Source organism: Streptomyces sp. NPDC046925 (assembly GCF_040644915.1).
Lineage (GTDB): Bacteria > Actinomycetota > Actinomycetes > Streptomycetales > Streptomycetaceae > Streptomyces.
Window position 1 is genome coordinate 40,441 of sequence record NZ_JBEYWZ010000006.1, and the last position, 19,354, is coordinate 59,794.

The following is a 19,354-nucleotide window of genomic DNA, read 5'->3' on the forward strand; positions in this document are numbered from 1 at the left end:
GTGTCCTGCGTACAGAGCTCCGGCGCGAGGTACTCCACGGATCACGTGGCACAGTCCGCGGATCCGGGGGCCGGGTGAGCGAGGATGGGGGCATGCCGAACCGACTGGCCCACGAAACGTCCCCCTACCTCCTTCAGCACGCCGACAACCCCGTCGACTGGTGGCCCTGGTCGGCGGAGGCTTTCACCGAGGCGCGGGAGCGAGGCGTTCCCGTGCTGCTCAGCGTGGGGTACAGCAGCTGCCACTGGTGTCACGTCATGGCGCACGAGTCCTTCGAGGACGACGACACCGCCGCCTTCCTGAACGCGCACTTCGTCAACATCAAGGTCGACCGCGAGGAGCGGCCCGACATCGACGCCGTCTACATGGAGGCCGTGCAGGCGGCGACCGGGCAGGGCGGGTGGCCCATGACCGTCTTCCTCACGCCCGACGCCGAGCCGTTCTACTTCGGCACGTACTTCCCGCCCGAGCCCCGGCACGGCATGCCCTCCTTCCAGCAGGTCGCCGACGGGGTGCGGCGGGCCTGGGCCGATCGGCGCGACGAGGTCGACGAGGTCGCCGGGAAGATCGTCCGTGATCTCTCCGAGCGGCAGCTGGCGTTCGGCGCCGACGAGCTGCCCGGCGAGGACGAGCTCGCCCAGGCGCTGCTCGGCCTGACGCGCGACTACGACGCGACACAGGGCGGATTCGGGGGCGCGCCCAAGTTCCCGCCGTCCATGGTCATCGAGTTCCTGCTGCGGCACTACGCCCGCACCGGCTCCGAGGGCGCCCTCCAGATGGCGGCCGACACTTGCGAGCGGATGGCGCGCGGCGGGATCTACGACCAGCTGGGCGGCGGGTTCGCGCGGTACTCCGTGGACCGCGAGTGGGTCGTGCCGCACTTCGAGAAGATGCTGTACGACAACGCCCTTCTGTGCCGCGTCTACGCCCACCTGTGGCGGGCCACGGGTTCCGACCTCGCGCGGCGCGTCGCCCTGGAGACCGCCGACTTCATGGTGCGCGAACTGCGCACGAACGAGGGCGGGTTCGCCTCCGCGCTCGACGCGGACAGCGAGGACGCCGCGACCGGCAAGCACGTCGAGGGCGCGTACTACGTATGGACGCCGCAGCAGCTGCGCGACGTGCTCGGTGATGACGACGCGGAGATCGCCGCCGCGTACTTCGGGGTGACGGAGGAAGGGACCTTCGAGGAGGGCGCTTCGGTCCTGCAGCTTCCGGTGGACGCGGGTGTGTCGGCGGATGCCGGGCGGCTCGACTCGATTCGGGAGCGGCTCCTCGCGGCGCGGTCGCAGCGGCCCGCGCCCGGACGTGACGACAAGGTCGTCGCCGCCTGGAACGGCCTCGCCGTCGCCGCGCTCGCCGAGGTGGGGGCGTACTTCGAGCGGCCGGACCTGGTGGCTGCGGCGGTGGGCGCCGGTGACTTGCTGGTGCGCCTTCACATGGACGACCGGGCGCGGCTCTCCCGTACGTCCAAGGACGGTGTCGTGGGCGCCAACGCGGGTGTCCTTGAGGACTACGCGGATGTCGCCGAGGGGTTCCTCGCGCTGGCCTCCGTGACGGGGGAGGGGGTGTGGCTGGAGTTCGCGGGGTTCTTGCTCGATCACGTGCTCGGGCAGTTCGTGGATGCGGAGTCCGGCTCTCTGTACGACACCGCCGCGGACGCGGAGCAGCTGATCAGGCGGCCGCAGGATCCCACCGACAATGCGGTGCCGTCCGGGTGGACGGCTGCTGCGGGGGCCCTTCTGTCGTATGCGGCGCATACGGGGGCGGAGCCGCATCGTGCGGCGGCCGAGCGGGCCCTCGGGGTCGTGAAGGGGCTTGCGCCTCGGGCGCCGCGGTTCATCGGGAACGGGTTGGCTGTGGCCGAGGCGGCGCTTGACGGGCCTCGTGAGGTGGCTGTGATCGGTGAGGTCGGGGGTGAGCTGCACCGTACGGCGCTTCTGGGGACTGCGCCGGGGGCCGTTGTCGCCGTCGGCCCTGCGGGCGGTGACGAGTTTCCGCTGCTCGCGGGGAGGGAGCGGCCTGCGGCCTACGTGTGCCGGCGGTTCGTTTGCGACGCGCCTACCGCTGATGCGGGGGAGCTGGCGGCGAAGTTGTCCGGGTGACGTCGCGGGCGGGGTTGGGCGGGGTTCTTTTCCCCGACCCCGCCCCTTCCCGAAAACCCGCTCGGCGCGGGGGCCTTGCGTGCCGTCATCACCGGCTCCGCCGAGTTCGTCCTCAAACGCCGGACGGGCTGTCACCCGCCCGGCCGGCGTTCGCGGACGCATCCGCCACCGCCTCCGCCACGATCGCCTCCAGCCGGTCATGATGTGCCCCGCGCCAGTACACCCGCTCGCACTCACCGCACTCCGCGAACACGTCGTACGTCCCCCGCGTGCCGCCCTCGAGGCGCTGCGCCACGTCCTCCTTGGTCGCCGCCCGCAGTGAGCCGTTGCAGGCGGTGCAGCGTGTCCACGGGTGCAGCGCGGGGGCGAACCGGCCCAGGATGTCGCGGAGTTGTTCGTCGGGCGCGTCGCTGTAGACGTACGCGCCCGCCCACAGCTCCCGCCGCCGCAGCAGCCCCCGGTCGCGGCTGAGCAGCACCCGCTGCTCGGCCGCCGAGCGCTTGGCGAGGGCGGGGTCGCCGATGTCCGTGCTCTCGTAGGCCGCGTCGACGCCCAGGAGGCGCAGACGCCGGGCCAGCGTGCCGAGATGGACGTCGAGGAGGAAGCGCAGAGGGGCGCCGGGTACGGGCTGGGGGCGGGTGACGGCGCGGACCTCCACCGACTCGTCCGCCGCGGGGATGTGCGAGACCGGGACCTCCGCGCCGTCCACGACGAGCGCGCCCACCTCCGTCAGCGGCACCCCGAGCGATTCGACGACGTGCCCGAGCGTGGACACGCCGTCCGTAGCTGCCGCGGTGGGGCCGCCCCTGCGCTCGTGCGGGACGAAAAGGCCCAGCTCGGGGGCGAATTGGATGAGGATCTCCGGACCGTTCATGCGGTCAGGATGGCATGGAGGGCACCCGCAGGACCCGGCATTTACGGCGCCCCGCGCCCCGACGCGAAGCCCACCGCCAGCATGTCCAGGGTGCGGTCCACGAGGTCGCCCAGATCGTCCCGGTGGCCGTGCTCCGCCCAGTACGCCGTCGCCTCCGTCAGCGCGCCGATCAGGCCCATCGAGAACACCCGCACCTCCAGCTCCTCCGCGTCGCGGCCGGTGCGTTCGGCGATGACGCGGCACAGCATCCGGCCGGTGACCGACATGCTCTCCAGCATCCGGGAGCGCACGGCGGGGATCTCCACCATCAGGCGGGTGCGCAGCCGCGAGACCTCGGGGTCTTCGGTGAACCCGAGACTCAGCGCCCTGCGCAGCACGTGCCGCAGGGACTCCACGATCGGCTCGTCCGCCGGGCGCGCCCGCAGCTCCTGTTCGAGCAGCGGGTCGTACTCGTCGGTGAGGACGATGTCCTCCTTGGTCGGGAAGTACCTGAAGACGGTGGACGCCGACACCTCCGCGGCCTCGGCGATCTGCTCGACCGTCGTGGCGTCGTACCCCTGTTCCTCGATCAGCCGGTAGGTGGCCTCACGGATCGCGCTGCGGGTCTTCAGCTTCTTCCGTTCGCGGAGCCCCGGCCGGGAGCCGTGCGGGGAAGCGGTGGTACGTGCGGCCGTCATGGCCCTCATTGTCCTCATGAATTGAAAGTAACTGTCAAAAGGTAGTCACCGTCAATGCGTCCGTCGTCCGTGTGTCCCCGCGCACGCAAATGGCCGCGGCTGGAGAGCCGCGGCCATGAAGGGGGGAAGGGGTCTTGGGCTGCTATCCGTGCTGGTAGGCCACCAGCGAGATGCCCACGTAGTGCACCGCGAACGCGGCCAGTGTCAGGGAGTGGAAGACCTCGTGGAAGCCGAAGAAGCGGGGGGAGGGGTTGGGGCGCTTGATGCCGTAGATCACGCCGCCCGCGCTGTAGAGCAGTCCGCCCACGACCACCAGGACCAGCACGGCGATGCCGCCCGTCCGCATGAAGTCCGGCAGATAGAAGACCGCGGCCCAGCCCATCGCGATGTAGCACGGGGTGTAGAGCCAGCGCGGGGCGCCGACCCAGAAGACGCGGAAGAGGATGCCGGCCACCGCCGCGCCCCATACGCCCCAGAGCAGCCACTGCCCCTTGGACTCGGGCAGGAGCAGCATCGTCAGCGGTGTGTACGTGCCCGCGATGATCAGGAAGATGTTGGCGTGGTCGAGTCTGCGCAGCACGCCGTCCGCGCGCGGACTCCAGGTGCCGCGGTGGTAGATCGCGCTCACGCCGAAGAGCAGGCATGCCGTCAGGACATAGATCCCGCAGGCGATCCGTGCGCGCGTGGAGCCCGCGAGCGCCGTGAGGACGATGCCGGAGACGAGCACCGCGGGGAACATGCCCGCGTGCAGCCAGCCGCGCATCTTCGGTTTCAGTTCGGCGAGATCCGGGATCTCCGGGCGCGGCAGGGCGTCGAGCGGGGACGAATCGTGGCTCTTGGCCGGGGGGTTCGTGTCCGAGTCGGGGACAGGAGCGGTCATATCGGCATCGTACCTACGCAACCGTAAGTTAGGCATCAGGCAAGTGAGGACCGAGGCGTACAAGTGGCGATGGTCACGGTGATACCCGAGCGTACAAGTGACGGATTCGCGTACGGAAGGCCGCCCTGGCGAGTGGCGATGCTCACGCCGCTCAGGTGTGAGGCCCTCTGGACATATGCGCAGAAGCGTCGGATGATCAAATGAGTGCGGTCGGCACCGGATGAGCGCCAGAGGGTCAATACGTGAAGCGTCCGGGTCGGAGCCCCCACGGGGCAAAACAAACCAAAACCCCTCGTATAGGAGCAATCGTGGCGCGCGATATCGCGGCTCCCCTTCTCGCAGCTTCCCTGGGTACCGTTCCCACCGACCACCGGGAGCTCGTCTCCTGGGTGAACGAGATCGCCGAACTGACACAGCCGGACAACGTGGTCTGGTGCGACGGATCCGAGGCCGAGTACGAGCGCCTGTGCGGGGAGCTCGTGGCCAAGGGCACCTTCCGGAAACTCGACCCGATCAAGCGCCCGAACTCGTACTACGCGGCCTCCGACCCGACCGACGTCGCGCGCGTCGAGGACCGCACGTTCATCTGCTCCGAGAAGGAAGAGGACGCGGGCCCGACCAACCACTGGAAGGCCCCCGCCGAGATGCGGGAGATCTTCCAGGGCGAGGAGGGCGTGTTCCGCGGCTCCATGCGCGGCCGCACCATGTACGTCGTCCCGTTCTGCATGGGCCCGGTCGGCTCGCCGCTCTCCGCGATCGGCGTCGAGATCACCGACTCCGCGTACGTCGCCGTGTCCATGCGCACCATGACCCGCATGGGCCAGGCGGTCCTGGACGAGCTCGGTGACGACGGCTTCTTCGTGAAGGCCGTCCACACGCTCGGCGCCCCGCTCGAAGAGGGCCAGGCGGACGTGCCGTGGCCCTGCAACTCCACGAAGTACATCTCGCACTTCCCCGAGGACCGCGAGATCTGGTCGTACGGCTCGGGCTACGGCGGCAACGCCCTGCTCGGCAAGAAGTGCTACGCCCTGCGCATCGCCTCCGTCATGGCCCGCGACGAGGGCTGGCTGGCCGAGCACATGCTGATCCTCAAGCTCACCCCGCCGCAGGGCGAGTCGAAGTACGTCGCCGCCGCGTTCCCGAGCGCCTGCGGCAAGACCAACCTCGCCATGCTGGAGCCGACGACCCGCGGCTGGACCGTGGAGACCATCGGTGACGACATCGCCTGGATGCGCTTCGGCGAGGACGGCCGGCTCTACGCCATCAACCCCGAGGCCGGCTTCTTCGGCGTCGCGCCCGGCACCGGCGAGCACACCAACGCCAACGCCATGAAGACCCTGTGGGGCAACTCCGTCTTCACGAACGTCGCGCTCACCGACGACAACGACGTCTGGTGGGAGGGCATGACGGAGGAGACTCCGGCCCACCTCACCGACTGGAAGGGCAACGACTGGACCCCCGAATCGGGCGTCCCGGCCGCGCACCCGAACGCCCGCTTCACCACGCCCGCCTCGCAGTGCCCGATCATCGCGCCCGAGTGGGAGGACCCCAAGGGCGTGCCGATCTCGGCGATCCTCTTCGGCGGCCGCCGCGCCAGCGCGGTGCCGCTGGTGACGGAGTCCTTCAACTGGCAGCACGGCGTCTTCCTCGGCGCGAACGTGGCGAGCGAGAAGACCGCCGCGGCCGAGGGCAAGGTCGGCGAGCTGCGCCGCGACCCGTTCGCCATGCTGCCGTTCTGCGGCTACAACATGGGCGACTACATGAACCACTGGGTCAAGGTCGGCGCCGGCAAGGACCAGTCCAAGCTGCCGAAGATCTACTACGTCAACTGGTTCCGGAAGAACGCCGACGGCAAGTTCGTGTGGCCCGGCTTCGGCGAGAACTCCCGTGTCCTGAAGTGGATCGTGGACCGTCTCGACGGCCGCGCCGAGGGCGTCGAGACCCCCATCGGCATCCTGCCGACCGTCGACTCGCTCGACACCGAGGGCCTCGACCTGGACAAGTCCGACCTGGAGTTCCTGCTCACGGTCGACAAGGAGGTCTGGCGCGACGAGGCCTCGCTGGTCCCCGAGCACCTGAACACCTTCGGCGACCACACGCCCACGGAGCTGTGGGACGAGTACCGCGCCTTGGTGCAGCGTCTCGGCTGACCTCAGCCGTTCCGCTTTCGGCCGGGCCCCCGCACAACGGCGTGCGGGGGCCCGGCCGTGCGACACGCACGCATCTCAAACACCTTGCCTTCACACTCCTCTCACATGTTTCAATGACCCCGCACGGGGGCCTGTTGATCGTCACGGGCCGACAAATAAGCCTGTGGGGGGCACAGTTGAAGAACTCTCAGCGGTTAAGACGTGTGACGGGCGCCGCGCTCGCGGTGGTCCTGGGGTCGGCGGGACTCGTCGCCGGCACCACACCCGCCGCGTACGCCGCCACTCCGTCGGACGAGGTGGTGAAGCTGCCGATCTCCTCGTACTCGGCGATCGCCGTCGACTCGGCGCACGAGCGGGTCTTCGTCTCGGACAACTACCGGGGCAGCTACAGCAACCCCGGCTTCATCGCGGTCTACGACTTCCAGGGGCACAAGCTCACCTCCTGGGCCACGACGAACCGCGTGTCGGGCCTGGCGCTCAGCGCGGACAGCTCCACGCTGTACGTCGGTGAGCGCACCCGGATCGCGGAGTACGACACCACGACCTTCAAGCTGACCGCCGCCACCACCGCTTACGACGAGACGTGCGGCCGGGAGGTCGCCGTCACGGGCAGCAAGGTGTGGTGGACCGAGCAGTCAAGCACCTACATCTCCGACTGTCCCGCGGCGCAGAGCAATCTGGACAGCCTGGTCGGCGGCACCCTCGCCCGGACGGGCTGGAACGCCAAGGGCAGGCTGAACCTGGAAGCCGCCCCCGATGGCGCCAACCGGTTCTTCATGGGGCAGGAGTCCGGCCCCGGGGATGCCAACCCGTTCCTGGCCTCCTTCAACACCGAGGGCGACAACCCCGTACGTGACGCCGTGCGCCGCTTCGCCGACAGCGAGGGCAACGGCGCGCTGCAGCTGAAGGATCTGGCGGTCGGCGCCGACGGCAAGAGGGTCGCGGTCGCGGACGCCGCGTACGGCACGAGGCTGCTGAACGCGGGGGACCTCTCGGACGCCGATACGCCGTACCAGGCACTGCCCGAGGGGGCCAAGGCCTCCGCGGTGGCGTTCAGCGGTGACGGAAAGTACGTGGCGCGCGGCGCCGCCGCCTCCGGGAGCACCGCCGACCTCCTCGTGCAGCCCGCCGATCCGGCGGACGGCACGACGCCGTTCGAGTTCGCTTTCGAGGGCACGCTCGACGGCAACCGTGTCGTGCCGCGCGGCCTCGACTGGTCGAAGGACGGCCGGCGGCTGTTCGCCGTCACGACCAACGCGTACGGCAACGAGTACTGGCTGCACATCATCCAGCCCCCGGCCGCCCAGTACGACTCGCGCTTCACGGGCACCCTGAGCACCACGCCGTCGAAGCCCGTCGTCGGTGAACCGCTCGGCATCCGGGGCAGGCTGGAGCTTGACGGGCCCGCGCCCGCGGAGGCGGTGAAGGTCGAGGCGGTCCGCAAGGACGCGGACGGCACGACGGAGGTGGCGTCCGCCAAGGTCGCGGCCGACGGCGGCTTCACCGTCCTCGACGTGCCGGACCGGCTCGGCGAGGCGACGTACACGCTGCGGTTCCTCGGCGATGTCACGCACCGGCCCGCGCAGGACGTCACGCTCACGGTCGACGTGGCGAAGGCCGCGACGGCGGTCGAGATGACGGCCCCGGCGGAGGCGACCCGCGCGGGCGGGGTCGAGATCACCGGGAAGCTGACGGGGCAGGGGTGCGCGCTGCCCTCCGGGATCGACCTCAAGGTGACGCGGACCGACAGGCTCGGCACGACGGGTGAGCTCACGTCGGCTTCGGTGGCCGCGGACGGCACGTTCAAGATCAGGGACCTGCCGAACAAGAAGGGCAAGACCGTGTACGCGGTGAGCTACGAGGGCGACGACCTGCATGCGGGCTCGTCGGCGCAGGCCACCGTGAAGATCACCGGCTAGGCGGCGGGTACCCCCAGTCCTCGCTGCCGTCAGTGGCGCCCGGTCCGCGGCCTTCCCGGCCGCGGACCGAGGCCGTCAGTGGGCGCCGACCAGCCGGGCCGCGCCGGCGTGCGCGTCCATGCGGTGGGCGGCGAGGATCGCCGCCGCGGTGTCGGCGCGGGACGCGGCCACGACCAGGGCGCGGCCCGCGAGGGCGTGCGCGCGCTGGTGCAGGGCGGTGAGGTGCGGTTCGTGGATGGCGGTCACCACGGCCGAGCGGACCGGCACGAGGCCGCCGCGCAGCCGGGCCACCTCCGACGACAGCTGCTCGGCGGCGTCGTCGAGGTCAAGAGCGGGCGCCAGGGCGCGCAGCTCGTCGGTGACCGCGAGGAGTGCCGCCAGATGCGCGGCGAGCTGGATGTCCAGCTCCTCCTCGCGGGAGCGGTGCGGGAAGTCGCCGGGGTCGGCCATGGCGTGGACCGACTTGGTGCGGATCGGCTCGTACATGGGATGGCCTCCTGGCGGGTAGCTTGAAAGCCATCCTACATTAGATTCTGTCTAAAGTTGATTCGGGTCGTGTGTGCGGGGTCAGTGCTGGCTGTAGCCGTCCAGGAAGGTGCCGATACGGGTGACGGCCTCGGCCAGATCCGTCGCCGTGGGCAGCGTGACGACCCGGAAGTGATCGGGTTCGGGCCAGTTGAAGCCGGTGCCGTGGACGACCATGATCTTCTCGGCGCGGAGCAGGTCGAGCACCATCTGGCGGTCGTCCTTGATCTTGAAGACCTTCGGGTCGAGCCGCGGGAAGAGATAGAGCGACCCCTTGGGCTTCACGCAGCTCACGCCGGGGATCTGTGTCAGCAGGTCGTACGCGGTGTCGCGCTGCTCCACCAGACGGCCGCCCGGCAGGACGAGGTCGTTGATGGTCTGCCGCCCGCTGAGCGCCGCGACCACGCCGTGCTGGCCCGGCATGTTCGCGCACAGGCGCATGTTCGCGAGGATCGTCAGGCCCTCGATGTACGAGGACGCGTGCGCCTTCGGCCCCGAGATGGACACCCAGCCGACGCGGTAACCGGCCACCCGGTACGCCTTCGACATGCCGTTGAAGGTGAGGGTGAGCAGGTCGGGGGCGATGGCGGCGGTGGGGGTGTGGACCGCGTCGTCGTAGAGGATCTTGTCGTAGATCTCGTCCGAGCAGACCAGGAGATTGTGGCGGCGCGCGATGTCGGTCAGGCCGCGCAGCATGTCCTCGCTGTAGACGGCGCCGGTCGGGTTGTTCGGGTTGATGATCACGAGCGCCTTGGTGCGGTCGGTGACCTTGCGCTCGATGTCGGCCAGGTCCGGCATCCAGTCCGCCTGCTCGTCGCAGCGGTAGTGCACGGCCGTGCCGCCGGAGAGCGAGACCGCGGCCGTCCACAGCGGATAGTCCGGCGCCGGTACGAGGACCTCGTCGCCGTCGTCGAGCAGGCCCTGCATGGCCATGACGATGAGCTCGGAGACGCCGTTGCCGATGAAGACGTGCTCGACGTCGGTCTCGATGCCCAGGGTCTGGTTGTGCATGACCACCGCGCGGCGGGCGGCGAGCAGGCCCTTCGCGTCGCCGTACCCGTGCGCGTCGCCGACGTTGCGGAGGATGTCCTCCAGGATCTCGGGCGGGCACTCGAACCCGAAGGCCGCCGGGTTGCCGGTGTTCAGCTTCAGGATGCGGTGGCCCGCCGCTTCCAGCCGCATCGCCTCCTCGAGCACCGGACCCCGGATCTCGTAACAGACGTTGGCGAGCTTCGTCGACTGGATGACCTGCATGTCCGCGAGCTTACGGCCGCGTAAGGAGACCCGCCTCGTGTTTTCCGCCACGTCGGGGACGGGCGGCGCCGTGCGCGGGGCGGCGCGTGGCATTCGGCGGTGTGGTGTGTGGCATTCGAGTGTCCTGTGAGCGGTCAGTTGTGTCCGTATGCGGTCTTGTCCTCGCGGCCGACTACCTCAACAATGCGCATGACAAAACCGAAGCAACTTCGGTCACATAGTCAACAGAGGGGACCCCCCACATGAACAAGCCTCTCGTCGTCGCATGCTTCTCCGCCCTGCTCCTGGGAGCCACGGCGATGCCCGCGACGGCCGTAAGCGACGAACGTCCCGCCAAGGCGAAGGCCGTTGACTTCGCCGGGACGGTGGCGCTGAGCAACTGTTCCGGCTCCGTCGTCCGCGTACCGGACTCGCAGCCCGGCGACAAGGCGCTCGTGATGTCCAACGGCCACTGCCTGGAGGCCGGATTCCCGGCGCCCGGCGAGGTCGTCGTGGACAAGCCGTCGTCGCGCAGCTTCACGCTCCTCGACGCGAGCGGCGGTGACGCCGGAACGGTCAAGGCGAGCAAGATCGCGTACGGCACGATGACGGACACGGACCTCTCGCTCTACGAACTGACCAGCACATACAGCGAGATCGAGAGCGAGTTCGGCATCAAGGCGCTCGAACTGAACGCGGAGCACCCGGAGCAGGGCAAGGCGATCACCGTCGCGTCCGGCTACTGGAAGAAGATGTACAAGTGCAGCATCGACGGCTTCTCCTACCGCCTCAAGGAGGGGAACTGGACCTGGAAGGACTCGGTCCGCTACACCTCCGACTGCCAGACGATCGGCGGCACTTCGGGCTCTCCGGTGATCGATGACGCGACCGGCAAGGTGGTCGCCGTCAACAACACCGGCAACGAGAGCGGCGAGGAGTGCACGGACAACAATCCGTGCGAGGTCGACGAGAACGGCAAGGTGACGGTCCGCAAGGGCATCAACTACGCCCAGCAGACATACGGCATCGTGCCCTGCGTGGCGGCCGGCAACAAGATCGACCTGAGCCGCGAGGGCTGCGAGCTCCCCAAGCCGTAGGACTCCGGGCAACGGTGGGGCCGTCCGACTCGGGCGGCCCCACCGAATTGTGCGGCCCCACCGAATTGTCAAGAGTTCTCACCCCTTGTCCCCCTCCAAGGGCCCCCGAAGAATGCCCGTGACAACAGCACAACCACAACCACACAGGGCACAGCTGCAAGGGGGGCTCCACACATGAACAAGGCTCTCGCGGGCGGATTACTCGCCCTCACCCTCGTAGGGTTCGGCTCCGCTCCGTCGGTCGCGGCTCCGGACGGCGCACCTTCGTCACAGGCGGCGGGGGAGGCCGCGGCGAAGGGCGTCGACTTCGCCGGTACCGTCGCGCTCAGCAACTGTTCGGGCTCCGTCGTCCGCGTGCCGCAGTCGAAGCCGGACGACCCCGCGCTCGTCCTCTCCAACGGCCACTGCCTGGAGAGCGGGTTCCCGGCGGCGGGCGAGGTCATCGTCGACCAGCCGTCCACCCGCACCTTCAAGCTGCTCGACGCCAAGGGCGCGGAGAAGGCGACGCTCACGGCGAGCAAGATCTCGTACGCGACGATGACCGACACCGACATCTCGCTGTACCAACTCACCACCAGATACGCCGACATCAAGAAGAAGTACGGCATCAAGGCGCTGGAGATCGAGGACGACCACCCGGTGAAGAAGCGGGCCATCTCGGTCGTCTCCGGATACTGGAAAAAGACGTACACCTGCAAGATCGACGGATTCGTCTACCGCCTCAAGGAGGGCGAGTGGACCTGGAAGGACTCCGTCCGCTACACCCCCGAGTGCCAGACCATCGGCGGCACCTCCGGATCGCCGGTGATCGACCACAAGACCGGCAAGGTCACGGCCGTGAACAACACGGGGAACGAGGACGGCGAGCGCTGCACCCTCAACAACCCGTGCGAGGTCGACCGGAACGGCAAGGTGACGGTCCGCAAGGGCATCAACTACGCGCAGGAGACGTACGGGATCGTGCCGTGCGTCGGCCGTGACAGCAGGATCGACCTTGGTCGCAAGGGGTGTGAGTTGCCGCGGCCGGTGGGTGGGCTGAGGTAGGGCACCCCGCTTGGGGTACTTGGGGTACGCGGCCCCCGTCTCCGTCACTTGCTGACGGGGACGGGGGGCGTTCTCGGGCGAGTCCTGGCCGCGTCCTAGTCGAGCAGGCTCTCGCCGAACCGTGAGCCGCTCGCGAGGCCGAAGTCGGCCGAGCTGAGGGACTTGGAACCGGAACCGGTGAGGCCGGACGACGTGCCCGGCAGGGTCCACAGGCCACCGCTGCGGTCGTTCTCGAAGGAGGCGGTCACCGCCAGGTCGCCCTTGCCGTTGTTGTCGTAGTCGGCGATCCGGACCTGTGCGCCGAAGAGGTCCCCGGTCTCGGCGGCGCCCGGGACTCCGGTGGTGTCCTGGGAAACGCGCACGACCCCGGACTGCGAGACGCCGGAGGCGGAACCACGGAACACGGTCACGTCACCGGCGTTGTCCAGGTCGCCGAGCTGCTCGCCGTTGGCGCCGACCACCAGTTCGGCCTTGCCGTCGCCGGTGATGTCGCCGATTGCGACCGAGGCTCCCCAGTTGTCGCCGTCCTCGTTGGCGCCGGGCACACCGGCGCTGTTCTGGTGCAGGGTCACCGGGTCGCCGAAGCCCGTACGGCTGCCGAGGCGGACGGTGACGTAGCCGGAGCCGTTGCTGGGGTCGTCGACGGAGAAGAACTGGGGCCAGGTCAGGGACGTGGCCATGTCGTCGAAGCCGTCACCGTTCACGTCACCGAGAGCGACGGCGGTGTTTCCGTCGTCCACGCGCTGGATCCGGTTCGGGCGGCCCTCCTGGCCCGTGAAGATGTCGGTGCCCGGCCGTCCGGTGCCGGCGTCGCCGGTCACCGCCAGGTCGTCCTTGCCGTCCCCGTTGACGTCGCCCACGGCGGCCTCCGAGTACAGGAGCCCCGCACCGGGGACCGACAGGGTGTACGCGGGGGCCGGCTTGCTCTCCCGGGCGGCGCCGCCTTTGTAGACGACGACCGCGCCCGGCTCGATCACCGCGAGGTCCGCGCCGCTGTCGCCGGTGAAGTCGCCCACCGCGACGTCGTAGCCGTGCGACTGCCACTTCTCCGGATTCTCCACGGTGGTCGTGGTGCTGCTGGTGAACGGCTTTACGCCGCCCCACAGGATGGTGACGCTGCCCTGGCCCTCGAAGTCGCCCACGTCCTCGCCGTCGGCGCCCACGACGAGGTCCGCGTATCCGTCACCGTCCAGGTCGCCGCTCGCGATCGAGATCCCGAAGTGGTCGCTCTCCTCCGGCGTGCCCGGCACTCCCGCGGAACTCTGGGTGAGGGTGACCTTCTTGGTGGTCAGACCGTCGGCCGACCCGAGGGCCACGACCACGGCGCCCGCGGCCTCCGCCCCGCCGACGGTCTTGTACGGCGCGCCGACCGCGAGGTCCCGGTGCCCGTCACCGTTGAAGTCGTCGGCGAGCTTGGCGGGTGCGGCGGCTGCCGATGCCACTGGACCGACGACGAGGAGGCCGCCGGTCAGCGAGGTGACGGCCGCGGTGGCGACGGCGGTGGCGACAGCGGTGCGGAAGGACAGGGGCATGAAGGTTCTCTCCTTGGAGCTGTGCTTGACGGTGCCAAAGACAATCCGAGGAGTCGAAGGGTTGTACGAGATGTGGGGGCGGGGGCGTGCGGGTTGGGTTACGCGCCCTCTGTGGTGCCGTGTTCCGTTGTTCAGGGAGTTCGGCGTACCGATCGGCCTGCGAGGGTGTCTGTGCGGCGGCCGTCCTCCATGACGAACTTGCCGTCGATCAGGACGTGCGGGATGCCCGTCGGGAGGGTGCGGGGGGCGTCGAAAGTGGAGCCCGCCGCTACCGTCTGCGGGTCGAAGAGGACCAGGTCCGCGCGGTAGCCCTCGCGGACGATGCCGCGGTCGGGCAGGCGCAGGCGGGCCGCCGGGCGGCCGGTGAGGTGGGCGACGCAGTCTTCGAGGGTGAGGACGCCGAGTTCGCGGACGTAGCGGCCGAGGTACTGGGGGAACGTGCCGTACGCGCGCGGGTGCGGCTTGAAGCCCTGGAGGATGCCGTCGCTGCCGCCCGTGTGCACGGGGTGCTGCATGATCGCCTGGACGTTCTCCTCGTGGCCGACGTGCTGGAGGATCGTCGAGCCGAGTTTGTCCTCGATGAGGAGGCGGCGGGCGGTGACCCAGGGCTCCTCGCCGCGCTCGGCGGCGGACTCGGCGACCGTTTTGCCCACGTAGGAGGTCAGGGCGGGTTCGGAGACGCCGGAGATCTCGATCCTGTCCCACTCGATCGGTACGCCGTGACAGCCGTCGGCGCCGATGACCTCCATGTGGTGGCGGATCTTCTCGGCGGTCGGGTCGTCCTGGAGGCGGGCGAGGATCGAGTCCGGGCCGCCCTCGCTCGCCCAGCTCGGCAGCATGGCGACGAGGGTCGTGCAGCCGGGGGTGTAGGGGTACGTGTCGAGGGTGATGTCCGCGCCGTTCGCGAGCGCGGAGTCCAGGAGGGCGAGCAGGTCCGGCGCCTTGCCCTTGTTCACGCCGAAGTTCATGGTGGCGTGCGCGAGGTGGAGGGGGCAGTTCGCCGTGCGCGTGAGGTTGACCATCTCCTCGTACGCCTGGAGGGCGCCGGCGCCGTAACTGCGGTGGTGAGGGCAGTAGTAGCCGTTGAACTGCGCCACCACCTTGCACAGCTCGGTGAGTTCGGAGTCGTCGGCGTACATGCCGGGGGTGTAGGTGAGGCCCGAGGACATGCCGACGGCGCCCTGCTCCATGCCTTCGGCGACGAGCTGCTTCATCCGCTCGACCTCGGCGGGCGTGGCCGGACGGTCGTCCCAGCCGACCGCGTACATACGGACGGTGCCCTGCGGGATGAGGTAGGCGGCGTTGACGGCTGTGCCCTGCCGGTCCAGGCGGTCCAGGTACTCGCCGACCGTGCGCCAGTCGAAGTCGATGTCGCTGCCGTCGCCGTTCCAGCCGGTGATGGCCTGGCGGACCTGGGCGAGGGTGCGGTCGTCGACGGGGGCGTAGCTCAGTCCGTCCTGGCCGATGACCTCCAGGGTCACGCCCTGGGCGGCCTTCGCGCTGTGGTCCGGGTCGCGGAGGAGGGCGAGGTCGCTGTGGGCGTGCATGTCGATGAAGCCGGGGGCGAGGGCCAGGCCGTGGGCCTCGACCGTGCGGGTTCCTGTGGGGCGGGGGCCCGCGCCCCCCTCGCGGTGGATCGTGGTGATCCTGCCCTCGTGTACGCCGACGTCTGCTCGGTACGAGGCACCTCCGGTGCCGTCGATGACGCGTGCGTCCCGGATCACCAGGTCCATGGTGGTGCCTCTCTCTTGCGTGGGCGCAGATTGTGCGCGGTGTACCCGGCCTCCGGCCGGGTTTTTGCCCACCCGCCCACCCGTTGCTCCGGGTAATCGGGTGGGTGGGGGACATCCGTCGCGGAGCGGCGGGTCTGGGTTGGGCGCTCGCCCTGTGACGCGGGGCAATCGGGCGGGTGGGCGGGAGAGTTCCGCCGCGGAGCGGCGGGTCTGTTCTGCTCCCGCATCGCGGGGTGACCCCGCACCGCCCAAGACCCAGGGGTCAGAAATAGGTGCGGATGTAGTCCGTGACCGTTCCGTCCGCCTCGACCAGAGGAATCAGCTGCCACTTGTCGAAGGACGTGCAGGGGTGGGAAAGGCCCAGGCCCACCCAGTCGCCCACGGCGAGATCCGCTTCCGGCGTCGTACGGACCCAGCCGTGCTGGTCGGAGAGGCCCGTCACCGTGACGCCCGTCGCGGGACGGTCGACGCCGTCCCGGTGGACGACCTGCGCCTCGGGCAGGTCGATGTCGTACGCCGCGTCCCGCTTGCCCGCGTTGGTGAACGCCTGCTCCGACGTCGGCCGGGAGACCACCTGCGTCCAGAGCCGGAACGCGGGGTGCAGCGCGCCCTCGTCCGGGACCCGGTTGAACGGCGTCAGGTGGCGGTAGTGACCGTCGTCGTGCGAGACGTACGCCCCGGAGCGCAGCAGCTTGAGGACGGGAAGGGAGAGCGCGGGGAGCTCCGCGAATACGTTCGCCACCGCGTCGAACCACGCGCTGCCGCCCGCGCTGACCACGACCTCGTCCAGGTCCGCGAACCGGTTCGCCTTGTCGAACTCCACGAGCAGGGTGGTCAGCCGGCGCAGCCACGCCTCCACCCGCTCGGACGTCGCGTCCGGCACCTCGCCCTCGTACCCGGCGACGCCCACGAGCCGCAGCGTGTCCGCCGCCGCGACCGCGTTGGCGATCTCCACGCACTCGGCCTCGGTCCGCACACCGGTCCGCGCGCCGTCGCCTGCGCCCAGCTCCACCACGACGTCGACGGGACGCGTCGCGCCCGCCGCGCGCAGAGCGGCGTCCATCAGGGCGACACCGGCCTCGGAGTCGACGTAGCAGATGAAGCGGAAGGAAGGATCCGCGTCGAGCTCGGCCGCGATCCAGCGCAGCGCCGCCGCGTCCACCAGCTCATTGGCGAGGAAGATCCGCTCCACCCCGAAGGCCCGCGCCACCCGTACCTGATGCGGTACGGCGAGCGTGATGCCCCACGCGCCGTGCTCCATCTGCCGCGCGAAGAGCTGCGGCGCCATGGACGTCTTGCCGTGCGGCGCGAAGGCCAGGCCGTGCCGCTCGGAGTACGTCTCCATCAGCGCGAGGTTGTGTTCGAGGCGCTCGGCGGAGAGGGCGAGGACGGGGGTGGTGAATCCGTCCGTGAAGAGGTTCCGGCGCTGGGCCGCGAGCTCGCCGACCGTCAGGCCCTCCGCGTCCGGCGGAAGACCCTTGAAGCGGTGGTCGACCCGCTCCTGCGCAAGCCGGTCGAGCTCCTGTGCCTGACGTGCTGCGGCGGAGCGGTCGGCTGCGTTGCCGGCGGCCATGGCGCCTCCTCGAAAAGGTGCGTTGCATAATGTGCAACGGTCATTGCGTATGTCGCTTACTGCTGTCTAACATCCGAGCCAACGCCGGGTCAACGGATCCGGGCAGTCGATCCGGGCAGTCGTTTGAGGGGCAGGAAGATCGTGACGGCAGAGGCCGCGCAGACCGCGAAGGCAGCAGCGGACGGAGACGTGGACGTCGTCGCGCTCGGCGAATCCATGGTCACGTTCCTGCCCTCCCGCGCCGGCCGCCTCGCCGACGTACCCTCCTTCGATCGCGGAATCGGCGGCGCCGAGTCGAACGTCGCCTGCGCGCTCGCCGCGGCCGGGCACCGCACCCGCTGGGTCAGCCGCGTCGGCGCGGACGGCTTCGGGGACCACCTCGTCGAGGCCATCGCCCGCTACGGCGTCGACACGCAGGCCGTGCGGCGCGACCCGCGGCGCCCCACCGGCATCTACTTCCGCACCGCCGACGACCGCGACACCGACGCCCACGAGGTGCTCTACTACCGCGCGGGATCCGCCGCATCCGCGATGGCGCCGCACAGCGTGGACCGCCAGGCCCTGGACGCGGCCCGCATCCTGCACCTCTCCGGCATCACCGCCGCCCTCTCCGCGGACTGCCTCGCCCTCCTGCGCGAACTGACCGCACCCCGCCCCGGCCGCCCGCTGGTGTCCTTCGACGTGAACCACCGCCCCGGTCTGTGGAGCGGGGAAGCGAACCAGGCGAACGAAGGACCCCGCGTCCTCCTCGACATCGCCCGCGGCGCCGACCTCGTCTTCGTCGGCGAGGACGAGGCCGCCGACGCCTGGGGCATCACCGGCGGCCCCGACGCCATCCGCGCCGCGCTCCCCGAGCCCGCGACCCTGGTCGTCAAGCAGGGCAGCGAGGGCGCCACCGTCTACACCGAGGACGAGCCCGCCGTCTTCCGGGCCGCCCTCAAGGTCGACGTCGTTGCCCCCGTCGGCGCCGGAGACGCCTTCGCCGCCGGGTTCCTCTCCGCCACCCTGCGCGGACTCCCCGCCGACCAGCGCCTTCGCCACGGCCACCTGATGGCCGCCGCCGCGCTCACCGTCCCCGGCGACCTCGCCACGCCTCCCGCGAGGGAGGACGCCGATCGCCTCGCCGCCCTGGACGCCGAGGCCTGGGGGACACTTCGTCTCGGCCCGGGCTGGACCGACGGCACCCCCGGGAACGACACCGTGAACCACGACGCCGTGAACACTGAGGCCAAGGAGGAGGCACGTACATGAGTCAGACCGTCGACCGAGCCCTGTCCATCCTGCCGCTGCTCGCCGAAGGCCCCGCGGACCTCGGCAAGGTCGCCGAGCGCCTCGACGTGCACAAGTCCACCGCACTGCGGCTCCTGCGCACGCTCCACGAACACGGCCTGGTCTACCGCCAGTCCGACCAGCGCTACCGCCTCGGCGCCCGCCTCTTCGCGCTCGCCCAGGAAGCCGTCGAGAACCTCGACGTACGCGAGATCGCGCACCCCCACCTCCTCGCGCTCAACGAGAAGTGCGGCCACACGGTCCACCTCGCGGTCTACGAGGAGCAGGAAGTCCTCTACATCGACAAGGTGGAGAGCCGCTACCCGGTGCGGATGTACTCGCGCATCGGCAAGCCGGTGGCGATCACGGTCGCCGCCGTCGCCAAGCTCCTCATCTCGGACTTCCCCGAGGCCGAGCGCCGCGCGATCGCGGAGAAGCTCGACTACCCCACGTACACGTCCCGTTCGACGCCCAACGCCGCCGCTTTCCTCAAGGAATTGGCGACCGTGCGCGAACAGGGCTGGGCCACCGACCTCGGTGGCCACGAGGAGTCCATCAACTGCATCGGGGCCCCCATCCGCGGTGCGGACGGCCGGGTCGTCGCCGCCATGTCGGTCTCAGCGCCGAATGTCGTCGTCACCGCCGACGAACTCCTCACGCTGCTCCCGCTGGTGCGCCGTACGGCGGACGCCATCAGCCGGGAGTACTCCGGCAAGTCACCCCTCAAGGAAGCCTGAACGACC

15 protein-coding genes are annotated in these 19,354 nt (G+C 70.0%); 7 read left to right on the plus strand and 8 right to left on the minus strand.

Going from position 1 to position 19,354, the window contains the following annotated elements; all coding sequences use genetic code 11:
* The first annotated feature begins 92 nt into the window (after positions 1-92).
* Positions 93-2,105 carry a thioredoxin domain-containing protein gene (locus ABZ906_RS24605; RefSeq protein ID WP_361385967.1) on the plus strand — a complete coding sequence of 671 codons (2,013 nt, stop codon included), beginning with the start codon at positions 93-95 and terminating at the stop codon, positions 2,103-2,105.
* Between the two features lie 112 nt (positions 2,106-2,217).
* On the opposite strand, the gene ABZ906_RS24610 is transcribed toward ABZ906_RS24605, so the two are convergent.
* The 3 genes from ABZ906_RS24610 to ABZ906_RS24620 all read right to left on the minus strand — a co-directional run bounded on the left by ABZ906_RS24610 (position 2,218) and on the right by ABZ906_RS24620 (position 4,536).
* The gene (locus ABZ906_RS24610; protein ID WP_361385970.1) at positions 2,218-2,979 is read right to left on the minus strand and encodes a Mut7-C RNAse domain-containing protein; all 762 of its coding nucleotides are present in this window, start codon (positions 2,977-2,979) and stop codon (positions 2,218-2,220) included.
* Positions 2,980-3,020: 41 nt separating this feature from the next.
* Complete coding sequence (locus tag ABZ906_RS24615; RefSeq protein WP_361386752.1) at positions 3,021-3,665, minus strand: TetR family transcriptional regulator; 645 nt, start codon at positions 3,663-3,665, stop codon at positions 3,021-3,023.
* Between the two features lie 133 nt (positions 3,666-3,798).
* Positions 3,799-4,536 carry a hemolysin III family protein gene (locus ABZ906_RS24620; protein WP_361181975.1) on the minus strand — a complete coding sequence of 246 codons (738 nt, stop codon included), beginning with the start codon at positions 4,534-4,536 and terminating at the stop codon, positions 3,799-3,801.
* 308 nt (positions 4,537-4,844) lie between these two features.
* On the opposite strand from ABZ906_RS24620, the gene ABZ906_RS24625 reads away from it, so the two are divergent.
* Entirely contained in the window at positions 4,845-6,686 is a 1,842-nt protein-coding gene (locus tag ABZ906_RS24625) for a phosphoenolpyruvate carboxykinase (GTP) (protein WP_361181974.1), read from the plus strand.
* A gap of 203 nt (positions 6,687-6,889) precedes the next feature.
* Complete coding sequence (locus tag ABZ906_RS24630) at positions 6,890-8,605, plus strand: Ig-like domain repeat protein (protein ID WP_361385973.1); 1,716 nt, start codon at positions 6,890-6,892, stop codon at positions 8,603-8,605.
* 75 nt (positions 8,606-8,680) lie between these two features.
* On the opposite strand, the gene ABZ906_RS24635 is transcribed toward ABZ906_RS24630, so the two are convergent.
* Positions 8,681-9,091, minus strand: coding sequence for a hypothetical protein (locus ABZ906_RS24635; RefSeq protein WP_361385975.1), 411 nt, complete (start codon positions 9,089-9,091; stop codon positions 8,681-8,683).
* Positions 9,092-9,172: 81 nt separating this feature from the next.
* Positions 9,173-10,384 (minus strand): pyridoxal phosphate-dependent aminotransferase, encoded by a 1,212-nt coding sequence (locus ABZ906_RS24640; protein ID WP_361181969.1) that lies wholly within the window; start codon positions 10,382-10,384, stop codon positions 9,173-9,175.
* Positions 10,385-10,626: 242 nt separating this feature from the next.
* On the opposite strand from ABZ906_RS24640, the gene ABZ906_RS24645 reads away from it, so the two are divergent.
* Positions 10,627-11,460 carry a serine protease gene (locus ABZ906_RS24645; RefSeq protein ID WP_361385978.1) on the plus strand — a complete coding sequence of 278 codons (834 nt, stop codon included), beginning with the start codon at positions 10,627-10,629 and terminating at the stop codon, positions 11,458-11,460.
* A gap of 174 nt (positions 11,461-11,634) precedes the next feature.
* Positions 11,635-12,504, plus strand: coding sequence for a trypsin-like peptidase domain-containing protein (locus tag ABZ906_RS24650; RefSeq protein ID WP_361385981.1), 870 nt, complete (start codon positions 11,635-11,637; stop codon positions 12,502-12,504).
* Positions 12,505-12,599: 95 nt separating this feature from the next.
* Here the strand turns inward: ABZ906_RS24650 and ABZ906_RS24655 are convergent, their stop codons facing one another.
* From ABZ906_RS24655 to ABZ906_RS24665, 3 genes are all read right to left on the minus strand, one after another.
* On the minus strand, positions 12,600-14,036 hold the full coding sequence (locus tag ABZ906_RS24655; RefSeq protein ID WP_361385984.1) for an FG-GAP-like repeat-containing protein: 1,437 nt from the start codon (positions 14,034-14,036) through the stop codon (positions 12,600-12,602).
* A 131-nt stretch (positions 14,037-14,167) separates the two neighbouring features.
* The gene (locus tag ABZ906_RS24660) at positions 14,168-15,769 is read right to left on the minus strand and encodes a D-aminoacylase (protein WP_361385987.1); all 1,602 of its coding nucleotides are present in this window, start codon (positions 15,767-15,769) and stop codon (positions 14,168-14,170) included.
* Positions 15,770-16,031: 262 nt separating this feature from the next.
* Entirely contained in the window at positions 16,032-17,342 is a 1,311-nt protein-coding gene (locus ABZ906_RS24665; RefSeq protein ID WP_361181962.1) for an amino acid deaminase, read from the minus strand.
* A 141-nt stretch (positions 17,343-17,483) separates the two neighbouring features.
* Between ABZ906_RS24665 and ABZ906_RS24670 the strand changes: the two genes are divergently transcribed.
* Together ABZ906_RS24670 and ABZ906_RS24675 are read left to right on the plus strand one after the other, a co-directional pair.
* Complete coding sequence (locus ABZ906_RS24670) at positions 17,484-18,593, plus strand: sugar kinase (protein ID WP_361385990.1); 1,110 nt, start codon at positions 17,484-17,486, stop codon at positions 18,591-18,593.
* Positions 18,590-19,348, plus strand: coding sequence for an IclR family transcriptional regulator (locus ABZ906_RS24675; RefSeq protein WP_361181958.1), 759 nt, complete (start codon positions 18,590-18,592; stop codon positions 19,346-19,348). The genes ABZ906_RS24670 and ABZ906_RS24675 overlap by 4 nt, the downstream gene beginning before the upstream one ends.
* Positions 19,349-19,354: the final 6 nt, after the last annotated feature.